The 17,489-nt window shown below is 44.6% G+C and carries 13 protein-coding genes; 10 read left to right on the top strand and 3 right to left on the bottom strand.

The window, feature by feature from the left end; genetic code table 11:
* Positions 1 to 69 precede the first annotated feature (69 nt).
* Together LC073_RS16950 and LC073_RS16955 are read left to right on the top strand one after the other, a co-directional pair.
* Positions 70 to 1,677, top strand: a complete 1,608-nt coding sequence (locus tag LC073_RS16950) for a phosphoethanolamine transferase (protein ID WP_226648500.1) — start codon at positions 70 to 72, stop codon at positions 1,675 to 1,677.
* Entirely contained in the window at positions 1,670 to 2,401 is a 732-nt protein-coding gene (locus tag LC073_RS16955; protein ID WP_226648501.1) for a phosphatase PAP2 family protein, read from the top strand. Before LC073_RS16950 ends, LC073_RS16955 begins: the two co-directional genes overlap by 8 nt.
* Positions 2,402 to 2,436: 35 nt before the next feature.
* Here the strand turns inward: LC073_RS16955 and LC073_RS16960 are convergent, their stop codons facing one another.
* Positions 2,437 to 3,231 carry a class I SAM-dependent methyltransferase gene (locus tag LC073_RS16960; protein WP_226648502.1) on the bottom strand — a complete coding sequence of 265 codons (795 nt, stop codon included), beginning with the start codon at positions 3,229 to 3,231 and terminating at the stop codon, positions 2,437 to 2,439.
* A gap of 92 nt (positions 3,232 to 3,323) precedes the next feature.
* On the opposite strand from LC073_RS16960, the gene LC073_RS16965 reads away from it, so the two are divergent.
* Positions 3,324 to 3,803 (top strand): GFA family protein, encoded by a 480-nt coding sequence (locus LC073_RS16965; protein ID WP_226648503.1) that lies wholly within the window; start codon positions 3,324 to 3,326, stop codon positions 3,801 to 3,803.
* A gap of 85 nt (positions 3,804 to 3,888) precedes the next feature.
* On the opposite strand, the gene LC073_RS16970 is transcribed toward LC073_RS16965, so the two are convergent.
* Complete coding sequence (locus LC073_RS16970) at positions 3,889 to 5,514, bottom strand: di-heme oxidoredictase family protein (RefSeq protein ID WP_226648504.1); 1,626 nt, start codon at positions 5,512 to 5,514, stop codon at positions 3,889 to 3,891.
* Between the two features lie 1,134 nt (positions 5,515 to 6,648).
* On the opposite strand from LC073_RS16970, the gene LC073_RS16975 reads away from it, so the two are divergent.
* Together LC073_RS16975 and LC073_RS16980 are read left to right on the top strand one after the other, a co-directional pair.
* Positions 6,649 to 7,806 (top strand): NAD-dependent epimerase/dehydratase family protein, encoded by a 1,158-nt coding sequence (locus tag LC073_RS16975; protein WP_226648505.1) that lies wholly within the window; start codon positions 6,649 to 6,651, stop codon positions 7,804 to 7,806.
* A gap of 94 nt (positions 7,807 to 7,900) precedes the next feature.
* Positions 7,901 to 8,929, top strand: coding sequence for a glycosyltransferase family 4 protein (locus tag LC073_RS16980; protein WP_226648506.1), 1,029 nt, complete (start codon positions 7,901 to 7,903; stop codon positions 8,927 to 8,929).
* A 57-nt stretch (positions 8,930 to 8,986) separates the two neighbouring features.
* Here the strand turns inward: LC073_RS16980 and LC073_RS16985 are convergent, their stop codons facing one another.
* Positions 8,987 to 9,841 carry an alpha/beta fold hydrolase gene (locus LC073_RS16985; RefSeq protein ID WP_226648507.1) on the bottom strand — a complete coding sequence of 285 codons (855 nt, stop codon included), beginning with the start codon at positions 9,839 to 9,841 and terminating at the stop codon, positions 8,987 to 8,989.
* 121 nt (positions 9,842 to 9,962) lie between these two features.
* On the opposite strand from LC073_RS16985, the gene LC073_RS16990 reads away from it, so the two are divergent.
* From LC073_RS16990 to LC073_RS17010, 5 genes are all read left to right on the top strand, one after another.
* Positions 9,963 to 12,020 carry a protein-disulfide reductase DsbD family protein gene (locus tag LC073_RS16990; protein ID WP_226648508.1) on the top strand — a complete coding sequence of 686 codons (2,058 nt, stop codon included), beginning with the start codon at positions 9,963 to 9,965 and terminating at the stop codon, positions 12,018 to 12,020.
* Between the two features lie 59 nt (positions 12,021 to 12,079).
* Positions 12,080 to 12,583, top strand: a complete 504-nt coding sequence (locus LC073_RS16995) for a protein disulfide oxidoreductase (protein ID WP_226648509.1) — start codon at positions 12,080 to 12,082, stop codon at positions 12,581 to 12,583.
* A gap of 148 nt (positions 12,584 to 12,731) precedes the next feature.
* Complete coding sequence (locus LC073_RS17000) at positions 12,732 to 13,550, top strand: MBL fold metallo-hydrolase (RefSeq protein ID WP_226648510.1); 819 nt, start codon at positions 12,732 to 12,734, stop codon at positions 13,548 to 13,550.
* A gap of 119 nt (positions 13,551 to 13,669) precedes the next feature.
* Positions 13,670 to 14,380 carry an aspartate/glutamate racemase family protein gene (locus tag LC073_RS17005; RefSeq protein WP_226648511.1) on the top strand — a complete coding sequence of 237 codons (711 nt, stop codon included), beginning with the start codon at positions 13,670 to 13,672 and terminating at the stop codon, positions 14,378 to 14,380.
* 530 nt (positions 14,381 to 14,910) lie between these two features.
* On the top strand, positions 14,911 to 17,436 hold the full coding sequence (locus LC073_RS17010; RefSeq protein WP_226648512.1) for a TonB-dependent receptor plug domain-containing protein: 2,526 nt from the start codon (positions 14,911 to 14,913) through the stop codon (positions 17,434 to 17,436).
* Positions 17,437 to 17,489: the final 53 nt, after the last annotated feature.

Here is a 17,489-nt window from a genome sequence, read left to right on the forward strand (position 1 = left end):
ATTTTTCGACCTTAATTTGACCCTGGACTCGTTAGTCTGCACATGTTGTATACTAACGGAGAAGGGCGCATGATAAAGCGGCCAGGTCAACGTCACTATTCAGCTGAAGTTATGATTTTAGCTGTTTCGGTATGGATGGTGCTTTTCGATAATTATTCTTTTTTTTCACACCTTCTGAGCACTTATCCAATTACGGTTACCAATATTGGTTTTTTGATATCTTTGTGTTTATTGTTCACAGCTATCATGGTTATTTTGCTAGCAGCAATGGGCATAGGTCGATTATTAAAGCTAATTTTGATCATCATATTGATGGTAGGTTCAGTAACTGCCTATTTTATGGACTCTTATAACACCATTATTAGTATGGAAGTTGTAAAAAGTGTTCTTCAAACTGATGTTTCAGAATCTTTTGGGTTGCTAAACGTAAAGTTGGCACTATATCTTGGATTGATTGGGGTACTTCCTTCATTTCTTGTATGTCGTGTGAATATACGGACTCTTCCCTTTCGTATGGCCTTTTTTTCTCGCTTAAAGTTGTTTGGCGCATCTGCTGCGGTAATTTTTTCCATGCTTCTGATATTTAGTGATGCCTATGCATCTTTTTTTAGAGAGCATAAATCAATCCGTTATTACACGAATCCTACTACCCCAATTTATGCAGCCTTTAAGTATTTTAATGGTAGGTTGGTGAGTGACGGTAATTTTACTTATCAAAAAATTGGTCTAGATGCTCATCGTGATATTTATGTAGGTAAGCGAAAATTGTTAATTTTAGTGATTGGGGAAACGGCGCGAGCGGATCGCTTCTCATTAAATGGATATATAAAAAATACTAATCCATTGCTCGATCAACGACACGTTGTAAGCTTTGATAATGTCTGGTCCTGTGGTACTGCGACCTCAGTATCTGTTCCTTGTATGTTCTCTTCGCTTAATCAATCAAATTACAGAGAAAAAGTAGCGGAAAATACTGACAATGTTCTGGATGTACTTAAGCGTGCTGGAGTACATGTTGTATGGTTTGATAATAATTCTGATTCTAAAGGTGTTGCTCTACGAGTGCCCTATGCTAGCTATCGTAGCAGCAGTATAAATCCAGATTGTGATATTGAGTGTAGAGATGTGGGGATGTTGGTTGGTGTCAAAAAATTTGTTTCCGAAACTCCGGCGGGAGACATTCTGGTCGTGTTGCATCAAATGGGAAGTCATGGTCCAGAATACGCCAAACGTTATCCAAAGGAGTTTGAGCACTTTTCACCTAGCTGTCAGAGTAATTTGTTGAATGAGTGTTCGCAAGATGAAATCAATAATGCCTATGATAATTCAATCTTATATACTGATTACTTCCTAAGTCAGATAATTGACTATTTGAAATCTCAGACAAGTCAGATGTCTACCGCAATGCTATATATTAGTGATCATGGTGAATCCCTGGGTGAGAGTGGCATTTATCTTCATGGCTTCCCATACTCTTTCGCTCCTGATGTTCAAAAGCATGTTCCAATGATATTTTGGGCGGACTCTGATTATATTGAGAGTAAAAAAGATATTTTAGATAAGAGCTCGGTTGAACGTCGATTGAGTCATGACAATCTGTTTCACACTGTGCTGGGCCTGATGGCTATAAAAACAAGTATTTATAAGGCAGAAATGGATATTTTTTCCGATGGATAATCAGTTCTTGCTTAGGCAGGTCTTTGCTACTGCCACCTTTCTGGTAATGGTAATAGTGATTTTTGATTTTACAAATATTGATCTTTGGTTGCAGTCGCATCTCTATCAATATAACACTGAAAGCTGGCTGTTAAACAAGCATCACAAAATACAAAGACAGTTTTTTTATGATGGACCTAAGCAAGTTCTGACCTATTTGGTAAAAATTATTCCTTTGATGCTAGTGGTGTTTTGGAGGAGTAAATGGATAGAGCCTTATCGTTATGGTTTGATTGTTGTTTTGGTTTCTATAGTTTTGACAGTCGCTATTGTGGGAGGGCTGAAAACACTTACCAATATTCCCTGCCCGAAAGACCTAAGTCTATTTGGTGGTGATTATCCATATATAACCTTTCTACATCGTGTGTCTATTGCTGAAGATTTGCAGCACGTTAGATGTTTTCCTGCGGGTCATGCCAGCGGTGGATTCGCTATGCTTTCTCTATTTTTTCTATTCCGCCAGCGGCGTAATCAGTGGATTGGCTTTGCTTTAGGGATGTCACTGGGGTGGATTTTTGGTATCTACAAAATGTTAATTGGAGACCATTTTCTCAGTCACACTCTGGTGAGTATGTGTATTGCTTGGCTGGTTACGTTATCAGTTGCTGCGTTTGTGAATAATTTTTTTATGAGAGGAGTCAAAGAAAATGACATTGATCTGGAGATTGATAACACGTCACGATAATTGTTATTTGCCAAATAGTTTTCAATTTGCCTGTTTTACTTGCTAGCCTCAATAATAAATCTCTTGATTCTTACTCCAGCCTGCTTTTGCATTGTAGGGTGTATTTTTTTAAAGTAATCATCCATTATCTGTTGGGCGAACTTTTCCCTGTTTGGGCTTTGAAGATGACGGAACTGGGGCACCCAAGATAAGAAAAATGTTGTAAGCGTATCTCGCGTTCCAAAGTTTTCCACATGATGAATTTCATCGATCCTGGGAAGATAAAATCCTGCTTCCTCAATATAACGGCGTATTTCATTCAGTGTATAGTGATTGTAGGGGTCGATAAAACTCTCAAAGTAAGGTTGCCACTGAGTACTATTTTGGAGTTCGTACACCGTATCCCAGAAATTTTCGTGACCAACCTGAAAGCCAACCACCACCTTTCCATTTTCTCTTAAGTACTTGTAGAAACCATCCCAGACTTTTTTCTGATCTGCCACCCAGTGCAGGCAGCTGAAAGAAAAAATAATATTGAACTGCTCTTCAAAATGAATTTCATCGGCACTCATCTGCTCGAAGGCGAGATTGGGTACTCTGGCGTGGGCTTTGCGGGCGTGGCGAATCATATCCTCAGTGAGGTCCACACCGATAATTTTGCCATTCTTGAGGCGCTCGGCCAGATAGCGGGTGATTCTGCCATCGCCACAGCCCACATCGAGGATAGCGCTGACCTCCTGATAGCTGCAGCGCTGGATGGCTTCCATGGCCTGTCGCCACTGCATGGAGGAGGCCTTCACATACTCTTGGGCTTGCCATTTATCGTGTCTGGTGGATTTCTCTGCTGTCATGGCGGCATAACCCTTGATTGTGCAACCGCTATCCAGTCTAGCCTAGATACAGTGAATAAAGTCGTGGCCATGCTAATCGGGGAGATTCAAAGGTGAAACTCAATGGTTCCTGTCACTGCCAATCGGTACGCTTTAGTCTCAAATGTGAACAACCTTACCCATTTACCCGCTGCTACTGTTCGATTTGCCGTAAGACAGCTGGGGGAGGGGGCTATGCCGTGAATCTGGGTGGGGATTATCAGTCGCTGGTGATTCAGGGGAAGGAGTTTATTTCAACGTATCAGGCGGTATTGCGCGACGAATCTGGTAGCAATAGTACCAGCCCGGCCCAGCGACATTTTTGTTCTCACTGTGGCAGTGCGCTTTGGCTGTGGGATCCCCGCTGGCCCGATCTGGTCCACCCATTTGCCTCTGCGATCGATACTGAACTGCCCATACCGCCTGAGCGTACCCATGTGATGTTGGCTTTTGCCAAACCCTGGGTAGAGCCGGATATTAGAGCCGGGGACAATCAGTTCGATGAGTATCCAGATGAGTCATTGGCAGAGTGGCATCAGCGCCATAATTTATGAGAAAAAGTAAAGTCTATAGTGCTGGATAGTCAGCGGGGCAGGCCAATTAGCCGCCCCGCAGTTGGTGCTAAGTTGTAAAAGCTTGCTATGGGGCCAGGTAGAGCACCAAGTTATCCAGGAATTTCAGCAGGTCGGCTTTTTCGGCATCGCTAAGGGCTTCAAATTGCTCCTTACTGGATTGTGCCTCTCCACCGTGAAAGAGAACGGCTTCTGTCATAGTGGTGGCGCGGCCATCATGTAGATAGGGTGCTGTGGAGCCTACTCCCCATAGGTTTTCGGTGAGGAATACGGAGGCTCCCACATTACCTTCATCGAACTCCTCGGCGAGGGCCCGACCCATGTCGTGTCGTTTCAAGTCGCCAAAGAGCCGCACAATGGCTCCGCCATTTTCAGACTCTTCGAATTGTCCCAAGGTCTGACCGGAAGGCAGCTCCTGAGGGTTTTCGAGAATGTCTGTGAGCAGGTTAAATTGCAGAGAGGCGGTGGGTAACCCGGCAATATCTCCTGCGGGATAGGTTTCATCGCGATAGTTGGCGTGCTTCGAGGGCTCATAAAATACGGGTGAGGAGACCTCCATCTCGGGAGAGTGGCACGAGGCGCAGCTGATAGAGGAGAAAATTTCTTCGCCATTTTGAATGCTGGCAATATCGGCCTCACTGAGAGGTAAGCCGTAGGTTTCCTTTTCTTCTTCATTCAGGGTGTCAATCACGCTATTCAGCTCAATCTTGGTGACTGGTCGCGGTTGAGCGGCATTGTAGATCGTCAATGCGGTAATATCCCCGACACTTAGCTCATTGGTGACGGAGTCGAAGTCGCTATCAGCATCGCCTACCAGCTCGGTGGCCTGCATACCAAGCTCCTGGTGGGCGGCTCCTCGAACAAAGGCCCTTACGAAACCAGTTAAGCCCTTCCACTCAAAGGGACGAACGATGAGGTCCGTATCAATACCAGCGAGATTGTCATAGTTGACGTTTTCACAGGAGACAGAAATTTCTCCAAAATTCACGCCCTTGGCTACCATCTCCACGGTGGCACTTTCACCTGAAGCACAGCTGTCGGCGACGGCTTGGTCCCTCAGGCTTTGCAATTGGGTAGTCATTTCTTCGGCCACTAGCTGTACCGCACCCATACCGAACAGGTGCGGGGAGTTACGCTCAATAAAGCCTTTCTGTTTACGCTCAGGATCCATACGGATCACATTGTCGTTTACACCGCCGCCGCCATCAGCCACGGGGGCATTGTGACAACTGATACAGGAGTCTCCGTTGGGGCCTGTGGCCCGGTGGGGCAGAATGTTGGCCCAGGCCATTGGGCCTCTGAGATCCGGGCGCGGAAAACTGGTGAAGCGTTTGCCGTTACCGACATTAACGCCCACTCCATCGAGAGCGTTGTATTTTATCTCAAAGAGCTCATCACCTTCTTCGAAAGCATGAACATAGGCCTCAATAGGGTCCATGGCTTCTAGTTCGGCCTGGTTTATGTGGCCACCGAGATGTATTTCTACAGCACCGGCCTCCAGGATCTGAACGGTATTGAAAATAGTACTGAAATCAAAAGGTTGTTCCCTTGGTGGTCGAGGGCCCTGCCTCGCGCTTTTAGGTACCCGATGTTTGTCGTGTTTAGAACCAAAATCCGCTAGGACTGGTGGCACAGTAAATGTTAGAGCTGATATTGCCAGGGAAATAGGCAATAAGTGTCTTTTTGATATCATCAGCTATATCTCCCGGTACGAAATAGGGTGCGGATGGAGCAATATTTTTTATGGAAATGCACGGGAAGAAATAACGGCAATCTGTTTCGAGTCTGCCCAGACAGTCACGGGAAAAATTGCTAAATAGATTCTTGGTCAGGACCTATTCATTCTCACAAAGTGCATCTCAATAACGCTAAAATGCATCCTTGCAAGCCACTCGTGGGAAACCACTAGTGGGATTAGGCTCAAAAAAATAGGGAGATTTACTGAAAAATAGCTTTAAGAGAAAGCTAACTTTCCGTTAGAGCTAACGCCCGAAGTACGACCCCAAATATTTATTTTTGCCCATAACCCTCTGCGCATTTGCACAGACCTTTTGTATTTGTCTTACGTGTCTTAGTTGCCACCTTTATATTTGAAGTTCCCTTTTTTTTATGGAAATTAAAAAGTTGTTTTTCGGTGACAGGAAACCTCTGAGTAAAGATCCCCAGGCTTGTGATTAGTCTGGGATAGACTTCTCGTCCAAATGATAAGACTGGTTGGATTCACGGCTCGCCTTAGCTGTGGATCCTGCGATCATGCCAACACTTGGTTGCAACTCAAATAGCACGTATCGGCTTGGTACTGGTACTGGTACTGGCATTAATGATCGATTTCACTGGTTGCTAATGCATTACCTATATTCTTATTTTGTTTTACTTTGTGCTTTTGATGGAATATTTCTAATAATTTAAGTGTTAGTAATAATCAAAAATGATTGCTTGTTTCTTTAGGCCTTTTCCATTCTGGTTGTATATCCCGAGCTTACCGGGCGGTATTTAAGGCTGCTCTAGATTGTCTAATGGCCTGGTTTTGCTTCTCTAAAAATATAAAAAATAAAAATTGGCGCCTTATCCTTTCAATTGGCGCGCTAATTGCTTTTGACGCCATATATTTCATACTGCAAACAGTGAGATAGTTCTAGTAGAGATCGTTGGCTTTTTCGGTGAGATAGGTCCGGGGAAAGCTTGCTGATTGAATTAACCAATAAGCGAATGGATTTTGCTCTTGGATCGGGGTCCTGGATAGAGTGGTGAATCAGCGGACTATATGCTGCTAAGGGAGTTTATTCGATTCAATGTCATTTTTTTGTCACTAATAAATGAGGTCAGGGTGAGAAAAGTACTGATTCTTGGTGGGGATGGATTCTGTGGTTGGCCGACATCTCTTCATCTTTCTGATGCAGGCTATGAAGTGATTATTGTCGATGATTTTTCCAGAAGGAAAACAGATGTAGAGCTTGAAGTAGAGTCCTTGACTCCTATTCGGCCTCTAGGGGAGAGGCTCAGGGTGTGGCGGGATGTGTCGGGTCGTAATATTCGGCATGTTGCAATTACTATTGGTAAAGAATATCGCGAATTACTAGAGCTGTTGGTCTCAGAGAAACCCTATGCAATTGTGCATTTTGCAGAACAACGTTCGGCACCTTATTCGATGAAATCATCAAGCCATAGGCGCTTGACGGTTAATAATAATTTGAGTGCTACTAACGACGTTCTTGCCGCAATTGTAGAAAGTAAATTGGATATACACCTTGTTCACCTGGGTACTATGGGGGTTTATGGATACGGTACTACCGGGATGAAAATTCCGGAAGGATATCTTAAAGTGCAGGTTGAGGAGGATGGTGAGATTAGGGGTAGAGAGATATTATACCCCTCAAATCCCGGGTCTATCTATCATATGACTAAAGCACAGGATCAGTTGTTGTTTGCTTTTTACAATAAAAATGATGGATTGCGTATTACTGATTTACATCAAGGTATTGTTTGGGGTACCCAGACCTCTCAAACTCGCCGGGATAAATATCTCATCAATCGATTTGACTATGACGGGGATTATGGCACCGTGCTAAATCGATTCCTGATGCAGGCGGCTATAAACTATCCTTTGACTGTCCATGGAACTGGTGGACAGAAGCGTGCGTTTATCCACATTCAGGATACTTGTCGTAGTATTCAGTTGGCTATTGAACACCCTCCAGAAAAGACGGACCGCGTCAAAATACTGAACCAAATGACTGAAATCCACCGTGTCAGGGATTTGGCCAAGTTGATATCAGACAAAACAGGTGTGGGTATAGCCTATGTGGATAATCCAAGAAAAGAATCTGCGGAGAATGACCTATTGGCCGTTAATGATCAATTGTTAGAGATGGGGTTGCGACCAATTACCCTAAACGAGGAACTTCTCAATGAAGTAGAGCAGGTTGCAAAAAAATACTCCAGCCGATGTGATCAAAACAAAATACCTTGCTTGTCCAGATGGTAATTGAGGGAGTCGATCCAGATCATACAGTGTATTTGTATGCGCATCATTGCATGACAGGACATGTTTCAATCTTTAGGGATAAAGGTTTTCTGGTATGAAAATATTAATTGCTACGGATACTTATCCAAAGCAGCTTAATGGTGTGTCGCGGGTTCTTGAGAAAACGATAAAAGAATTATCTGTACGAGGGCATGAGGTTAAGCTCTTGTCAGTGGATGATTTTAAATATATCCCTTTGCCAGGGTACCATGAGATAAGAGTTGCCATATTCCCTGGATCCCGTATTGCCCGTATTGTGGATAAGTTTTCCCCTGATGCTATTCATATTATGACCGAGGGGCCAATTGGTTTTTCAATGCGTAGGTATTGCAAAAAGCGGGGATTAAAATTCACTACTTCCTGGCTTTCCAGATTATGTGAGTATGGTTCCCTGCGTTATAAAATTCCTGTTAAATGGCTGCATAAGTTATTGGTTAATTTCCATCAGGCAGCAGCACAAACAATGGTAACTACTGCGAGTATGGAGGCTGAAGCAAAGGCTTTAGGTATCAGCAGGATAGTAAGGTGGCGCCGGGGTGTTGAATTGGATAAATTTCATCCCGTTAAAACAAATATTTTTTCAGGCTTACCAAGACCAATTTTGTTAAATGTCGGTCGTGTTGCTGTAGAGAAATCGCTGGATAGGTTTTTGTCTATTAATATCCCTGGCACCAAGGTGGTGGTTGGGGATGGTCCTCAATTAAATGCTTTAAAGAAAGCGTTTCCGGAAGCTATTTATTTGGGGGTTAAAGAGGGGAAGGAATTAACAGAGTGTTATTCCGGGGCAGATGTATTTGTATTCCCATCCTTAACAGATACCTTCGGGTTAGTTAACTTAGAGGCGCTTGCCTGCGGCCTGCCAATTGCCGCTTATCCAGTTACGGGCCCAAGAGATATCATAGGTAATGCACCCGTTGGCGCTATGGATGAGGATCTAGAAGTGGCTGTTCAAAGAGCACTTTCCTTTAAATCAGAGGATTGTATTGCCAGAGCGAAAACCTTTTGTTGGGATTTGGCTACTGAAGATTTTATTTCGAATCTGGTCCCTGTCAATATGGAGCAGCCGTTAGCAGCCGATTATTAAAATAGATGCAATTAATGCGGGACTTTATTGAGGAAGTGCTCACTATTGAATAGCTTTTTATAAAACAGAAGATAAAAATTCAGACCAGTTATCTCGATTTACAAATCCGTAGTGTCCCGCCTCAGGCCAGGTGTATGTTTTTGCATGAGGGAGCCTTTCCGCAAGATATAAAGGCATGTTGAAGTTTATAATATCGTCTTTTTTTCCAAAGAAGATTTGTACTGTATTATTCAGGTTGCTGAGTTCAAACCCCCAATCCCAGAGCGCCATTATCATCTCATAAAGCCCTTCACCATTTTGGCTCATTCCAGTTCTAAAAGAAGCCTTAAACATTTCCTTAAATTTGGGATTACCCAATAGGGTGGCTGCATCTGAAGGGTCTTCCAGCGCAGTTTGCTGGATAAATTTATCAATATCTTTAATGGCACTGCGTGCAGCAAAACTACAGATCCATCTAATAAGAAAAGGAATCCTGTGGATTCTCGCGATGAGTTTTAGATCCCGGTTCTTCAGCATCGAGGTTACTCCAGCCTCACCCAGAGGGGCTACTGGAGAGGCGAGAGATATTTTATGAACTCTATTGGGAATATTGTAAGCGATAGATAGAGCGTGGGGTGCACCGCCAGAATGTCCAAGAACGGAGAATTGGTCCAACTGGAGAAAGTTTGCTAGTTCCTCCATATCCCATCCCCAATCAACCATTTTTCTCCCTCTGTATGGGGATGAGCTTCCAACTCCTGGCTGGTCTGCGGCAATCATTTTAATGCCAAGGGCTATGGTAAGTGTGTCATCGGGGTTACGAATCAGACTGGAATCTGAAAAACCATGATTAAAAATTACCGGATAACCCTTGGGGTCGCCATATATATTAAATGAGAGACTTCGCCCATCTCTAAGGGTCATCACGGGCATAATGAAAGGGTAATATGCGTCTCAATTATTGATCTAAAGTGGTTATCCCAGAGTATAGTAATGATAGAAATCCAGAAATGAACTTATTTATTTTCCAGGCCTAAGGCTCAAGGAAAAGAGTGTGTTTAAAATCAAGTTTGTCTTGATAATTATCATTGGTGTTTTAGCTTTTTGCGTCGCTTCTAGCAATTATGCACTGGAGGAGGCTTCGGGCGAACATGTGCGAGTTCGTTGGTTGGCTCCTTCTATTTTCGAAGAGAGGATCACAGAAAAAATCGGCTTCTACTTTGAGGTAGATCCAGGTTGGCATGTATATTGGCGAAATCCAGGAGACTCAGGTGAAGCTCCCCGTTTTGATATAGAGGCGCAGGGTGCAAGTTTTGGAAAAATCGAATGGCCTTTTCCAACTCGCCTTAGGGTAGAGCACTTTACAAACCTGGGATATGAGGGAAATGTCGCTTATCTTTTTGATCTGAGGCCTAAGTTTGGGGCGCCAAAAGTCTCTTTGAACACGGATCTTGAGTGGCTTGTATGTAAGGTTGAGTGTATTCCAGGGCGTGGCACCATGACACTATCCCGCCCGGTTGAAAAGCAGTCTAAATGGGTTGAGGAAGACCTGACATTGCGAGACCGTTTTGCAGAAAAATTGCCTATATCGCAGGAAAGCAGCCCCTGGATGCTGGACTCTCTGGTGTTACAAGGAAAAGACCATATACGTCTGTTGACTGAAGCACGTAAGAAAGGACGTGCACCACAGGTGTTTCCTTTGGATGGGAAAATTTTCTCTCCCGACAAGCCAATAATGGAACGAGATGGTAATATGTTCGTTTACCTTTTTAAGCGCCAACCAGATGTGGAAATCCCCGAGTCAGTCAGCTTTGTATTGAGTGATGGATATCGCGCCTGGAAATTTGATGATGTCGCGTTTGACAGTCCTCTACCGGCAGCAAAGTGGCGTCCACTTTGGTTAATCATACTTGCAGCTCTGGCTGGGGGAGTCATTCTAAACTTGATGCCCTGCGTTTTCCCCGTGCTTTCCATCAAGCTTTTCGGATTGATAGGAGGGGGATACAACAGTGGTTCTCGTTTGCGAGAGGGGCTCTTATATTCTGCAGGGGTGGTCCTTACCTTTGGTATCCTTGGTCTTCTACTTTTAATACTTCGTGCAGGGGGTTCCTCAATTGGCTGGGGGTTTCAATTACAATCACCCGCCGTAGTATTGGCATTAATAGTACTGTTTTGGGTGATGGCTTTGTCCTTTCATGGTGTATTTGAGTTTGGCCATCATTTGGTGAAGGTGGCCGGTCTCAGTAAAGGCGGCACCTTCGTTACAGGTGTACTTGCGGTATTTGTCGCCGCCCCCTGTACGGGCCCTTTTATGGGGGTCGCCCTTGGCACCGCTACAGTTTTACCTCCTTTAGAAGCCATGCTGATTTTCATATGTATGGGGATAGGTTTGGCTGCGCCATTTTTAATTCTCTGTATATGTCCTCCCCTTATGAGTCGCCTTCCATCACCTGGGCCATGGATGGATAAACTTCGCCAATTATTAGCTTTTCCTCTTTACGCTACGGTGATTTGGTTGCTTTGGGTTTTTGGACGTATGGAAGGGGAAACAGGTTGGTTACTAGGTACCTCAATGGTATTGCTGGTAACCTTTGCTCTCTGGATGATACGTAATTACTCTGGAGTTGTTAGTGTAATTTCATGGATGATATTAATCATAAGTTTGCCTGCAGGTTTTTTGCTTCTAGATAAAGAAGAGCAGAAGCCTCTTCCCGTTACTATGGGGTGGAAAGAATACGATCCCCAGTTGCTTAAGCAGGCACAAAAAGAAAAACGTTCTGTGTTTATCGATTATACCGCAGCTTGGTGTGTAACTTGCCAAGTGAATAAGAAGCGTGTACTCGATAAAGAGAAAACCTTGAAAATTTTCCAGGATAATGGTGTTTTACTGCTCCGTGCTGACTGGACCAGAGAAGACCCTGTAATCACTGAGTCTCTTGCCGCATTGGGGCGCAACTCAATACCTGTCTATGCTTGGTATCCTGCTGGCGCCAAGAGGCCACAAATTCTACCTCAGATATTGCAGGAATATATGATTGTCGATTTATTTGATGAAAGTTCTTTCTCCAAGGAAGATCAAGATAAAGAAGAGAAGTCCTCTTCCAGTCGTTAGCCTGCATTTGGTTTCTAGGATTGACTTAATATAAATATGAAAAATAGGAATAGGCTGAAGTGCATATTCTCTGGTACCGATTTACAGTAAAACTAGTGATTTTTTCCATACTGGCCATCTTGGTGATGGCGGCGGTAGCTTACTATCAGCAACGGGATATCCCAAGAGATCTGGCGCCATCGCTGAAAGGGGAAACATTGAATGGAAATTTAATGGACCTTGAACATATGACGACTCATGGTCCGGTTCTTATTTATTTCTGGGGCTCATGGTGTCCATATTGTCGCATAGTATCGCCAAAAATTTCTGAGTTGGCGCGCGAATATCAAGTCCTGGGTGTCGCTATGCAATCTGGGGAGGAGGACGTAGTTAAAGAATATATGCTTCAGCATAATTTAAAGTTCCCAACAATTAATGACCCTATGGGTAGCATAAGTGCTCAGTGGGGGATCAAAGTAACGCCAACGATAATTATTGTGGGGAGCGATGGAAAGATTTCTTGGGTTACGAGTGGTGCTACATCCAAACTAGGATTAAAGCTGCGTATGGAGTTGACTGAGTAACCCTTTAAGCATGATCGCCATTCACTAATATCAAGATGTCGTATTATTTATCCCTAGTTTCCCTGATATCCAGCCCTTCACCACAAGATATAACTATCTTAAATCTCTAGTCTTCACAATTTATTGATTTCAGGTGACGGAGGCTTGTGTGTCGGTCATCGATTCATTTGATTACAAAGATCTCGATGCGCAGAGAGTTGGCAGATTTGACTTTGGAATTAACACCACATTTATCATTTATCGTTTGAAAGACACCATTATAGATGCAGGTCCTAGCAATCAATGGAAATACGTCAAGTGGTTTGTGAAAAATAAACCCTTTCGTCAGCTTCTCTTAACTCATCACCATGAAGATCATAGTGGCAATGCTGGAGCTATCTATAAGTTGACAGGTGTTCAGCCTCGAGCTCCTAAAGCAACGATAGAAATTTTAAAGCGAGGTTTTCGTATCCCACCACTTCAAAGACTTATTTGGGGGGCGCCGGGGCTGGCGGAAGCGGCAGAGCTGCCAAAGAACTTACGAATAGCCGGTGAGAAGGTGATTCCTATCCCGACTCCGGGACATGCCAAGGATATGACCTGTTACCTGATGGAGGATCGAGGTTGGATATTCACGGCAGACCTCTATGTGGCCAGTCACCTGAAAATGTTGCGCAGAGATGAGAGCATTCCGGTTCTGATGCAAAGTATTCGCAAAGTGCTTCAATATAATTTTGACCTTGTCCTTTGTCCCCATCGGGGTATGGTGGAAAATGGTAAAAAGAGGCTGCAGGATAAATATGATTACTTGCTTAACTTATCGTGTTCTGCTCAGGAGTTAGGGCGTCAAGGAGTCTCTCTAAAAGAAATTACTCGTAGACTTCTGGGAAGGGAGAATATGATGGCTCTTCTTTCTGGATATAACTTCAGTAAAAGAAATTTAATAGCTTCTTGTATGGCTTTGGAACCATCCAATGAGAATGAGTAACCTGCTAGGATTGATTAGCCTCATAACTTTTACAATACAATTTTTCACAGTTGCTTGTTTCTATTTTCTACCTGGCATAAATTTGTTGCTTCATGTTTTAAGTGCAAAACGAGGATACGGTGGAAAAGTCAGTAAGAAAAATAGGGCTGCTCGGAGGTATGAGCTGGGAGAGTACGCAGCTTTATTATAAGTTAATTAATCAGGGGGTTAATCGACATCTAGGGGGGCTGCACTCAGCAGAGATTGTTTTATACAGTGTCGACTTTGCCAGAGTGGAGAAGCTCCAAAGAATGAGTAAATGGGAAGAAGCCGGGCAGATGTTGGCCAAGGCAGCCCTGGCTTTGGAATCGGCAGGGGCAGACTGTGTTCTCATTTGTACCAACACAATGCATAAAGTGGCCGAGCAGGTAGCGTCTTCGATTGATATCCCTCTCCTTCATATTGCAGATGCCGTGTCTGAAGTTTTGCTCAGAGAAAATGTGAAGAAAGTGGGATTGCTAGGTACTGCTTTCACCATGGAGCAGGATTTTTACCGCAGATATATCCAGGATAAATATGGAATAACTCTAGTTGTTCCCTCGGCTCCTGACAGGGAAATTGTGCATAGTGTTATCTATGAGGAGCTTTGTAAAGGAAGGATCAAAGATTCATCAAGAGTGGAGTATCTACGCATTATCCGCTCTCTGTCTGGTCAAGGAGTTGAGTCTGTGATTCTGGGCTGTACCGAGATTGGTCTGTTGGTCTCTCAAGAGGATATAGAAATTCCACTTCTGGATACTACTCAAATACATGCTAATAAGGCTGTGGATTTTGCTTTAGACGACTTGTAGCTTATCTATGGGCTGGGGGCTCCAGTAAGCTTTGTGAGTCCCAGTATCTCATCGTGGATGATGGTCCCCTAAAGTTTTCCATTTATAGGATGTTCAGTTTCACTTTTGGGTAAATATCATTTAATATTCTTCCTGTGCTCGATTTGGATGATAATTACCTAGTCAGTATCCAATTTTTTCAGGGCGACAATTCCCTTTAAGTCCGTTTTATCCTTTCTTATCTTAATGTCATAAATGGCATCATTTCCCAGAATGACATGATTTAAATTGTCAATATCTGTTATTTAGGTATTTTAATTTTCCATTTTTACTGGCATTTTTTACCTGTGTCACGCTTCTTGCAGTGATTAAAAATGATGATGTTCATCATTGAGGTTTTCGGCCTAAATTCGTGCGTTACTCAGTGCGCGCTATCTAAATCAGGCGCAGATTTCGCTGTTTCTGATTTCGTGCATACGTGAGCCAACACATTGCCGAAAATTGATTGATTGGGATTAGAAGATAAAATTAATAATTGACAGGGTAATTACATGAAAGAAGATAAGAAGCGCTGGCTAGTAGCCTGTGGCGCTCCATCACTGCTGGCAATGGCGGTTGCCGCGGCATCTAGCCCCGCAATTGCCGAGGATGCCCTTCTGGAGGAGGTCATCACCATCGGTACCCGTGTTGAAGGGCGCTCTGCGACAGATTCCTCGGCACCAATCGATATTGTCACCGGTGATGAATTCGTTAACCAGGGGGATGGGGATCTCAACAACCTACTGCGTAATGTAGTGCCCTCTTACAATGTGAATGCCAAGCCAATTTCCGATGCGGCATCCATCGTGCGCCCAGCGAACCTTCGTGGACTGCCACCGGATAGCACCCTGGTATTGGTAAATGGCAAGCGTCGTCACAGAGCTTCGGTAATCTCTTTCCTGGGAAGTGGTGTATCGGATGGCGCTCAGGGCCCGGATATCTCCGCCATACCAGCCATAGCACTGAAGCAGGTAGAAGTGCTTCGCGACGGTGCAGCGGCTCAGTACGGCTCCGATGCTATTGCCGGGGTGATTAACTTCCAGCTTAAAGACGCTGCCGAGGGTGGCACCGTTGAAGTGAAGCATGCCACTACCGCAGAAGGCGATGGTGACCAGAGTATGGTTGCCGCTAATTTCGGCCTGCCACTAACCGATTCCGGCTTCGTCAACTTCAGCATGGAGTATCGTGAACAGGACTCCACCAGTCGCAGTGTACAGCGGGATGATGCTGCTCAGCTGATCGCGGATGGCAACACCTATGTTGCTAACCCTGCGCAAATCTGGGGCCAGCCCGAAGTTAATGATGACACTAAGTTCTTTATTAACAGTGCCATTGAGTTAAGTGATGCGGTTGAGCTATATGCTTTTGGTAACTACGCCAGCCGTTCCACCGATGGGGGATTCTATTATCGTAATCCTGAGACTCGGGCAGGCGTTTTTGCAAAGGAGGTTGATTCAGATGTGGATGAAGATGGTGATGGGGAACTGGATAAAATTCTAGTTCCTTTGATAGGCGACCTAGATCCCAGCAATGGTATTGATGACTGTCAAAATGTCAGTGTCTCTGAAGCCCACGATCTTGATGAGTGTTTCTCCTATACCGAGATGTTCCCCGGCGGCTTTACTCCTCGCTTTGGTGGTGACCTGGAAGATTACTCCATGGTCTTAGGCCTTCGTGGTGAGTTCGCCAATGGCATTGGCTATGATGTCAGCGCCAGTAGGGGGCGTAACCAGGTAGATTTTAATATCTACAATACCGTGAATGCCACCATGGGTCCTGATACTCCAACCAAATTCAGCCCCGGCGGATATGCGCAAACTGAAACCAATTTTAATATTGACCTGACCAAGGCTGCGGAAGTCGCCGGTAAAACACTATACATGGCCGGTGGTTTTGAATGGCGTGAGGAGGAATTCCAGGTCAGAATGGGAGATGAAGCCTCTTGGACTACTGGACCCTTGACTGAGCAGGGCTTCTTGATAGGTTCCAATGGCTTTTCTGGTTTTGGCCCGGAAGTAGCTGGCACTTTCGATCGGGACAATATTGCCCTTTACACTGATTTTGAACTGGAAATGACCGATAGCTTACGGTTAGGTGCGGCCTCACGTTGGGAGGACTTTTCTGACTTCGGCAGCACTTTCAATTACAAGCTTTCCGCGCACTGGGCAATCAACGACATAATTGCGTTGCGCTCTACCTACAGTACCGGCTTCCGTGCGCCGACACCTGGCCAGTCTAATATCAGTAATGTGACTACGGCATTTACCGATGGTCAGTTGGCGAACCGTGGCACTATCCCTCCAACTAACCCTATTGCAGCATTGAAGGGCGGTAAGCAACTGCAACCTGAAGAGTCTAAGAGCTTTACCATTGGTACGATCATTGCTGCTGGCGACTGGGATATAACGCTCGATTACTTCCAAATCGCCGTGAGCGACCGTATCACCCAGTCTGCGAATCAGGAACTGAGTGACGCTGAGCGTGCTCAGCTAGTGGCAGATGGAATTAGTGGTGCTGACTCCCTTCAGTACTTCCGTTTTTATACCAATGACTTTGATACCAAGACCCGTGGTATCGACCTAGTGGCTACTTATCCACTTGGTGACGCCACCGACTTGAGCTTTGCTGCCAACTGGACAGATACAGAGGTTACCGATTTCAGTCCAGATACAATGGATGATATGCGCCTCAAGCAGCTGGAAGATGGTCTGCCTAATGTTCGTGGTAATGCAACCGTTTCACATGCCGGTGATGGCTGGCGTGGGTTGGTTCGTCTGAACTACTACGGTAGCTATTGGGAGGCGCATTTGGATGATTACAGCTTACCCATTGATGCCGGTGATGAGTGGACGGTGGATATCGAAGGGGCTTACGACTTCACGGAGTCTTTGTCCCTGATTGCTGGTGCAGAGAACCTGTTTAACAACTACCCAGATAAAAACCCCTGGTCAGGTGTAGCAGGTGCTAAATACCCGGAAACCGCCCCCATGGGCTTCAATGGTGCGCTCTACTATGTGCGTGCACAGTATGACTTTTAAGCTTGTTAGGTAAGTTGGAGGGCTAGATTGGCCTTTATACAACGTTATTATTT

The organism is Microbulbifer variabilis, assembly GCF_020524905.1.
Taxonomy (GTDB): domain Bacteria; phylum Pseudomonadota; class Gammaproteobacteria; order Pseudomonadales; family Cellvibrionaceae; genus Microbulbifer; species Microbulbifer variabilis_A.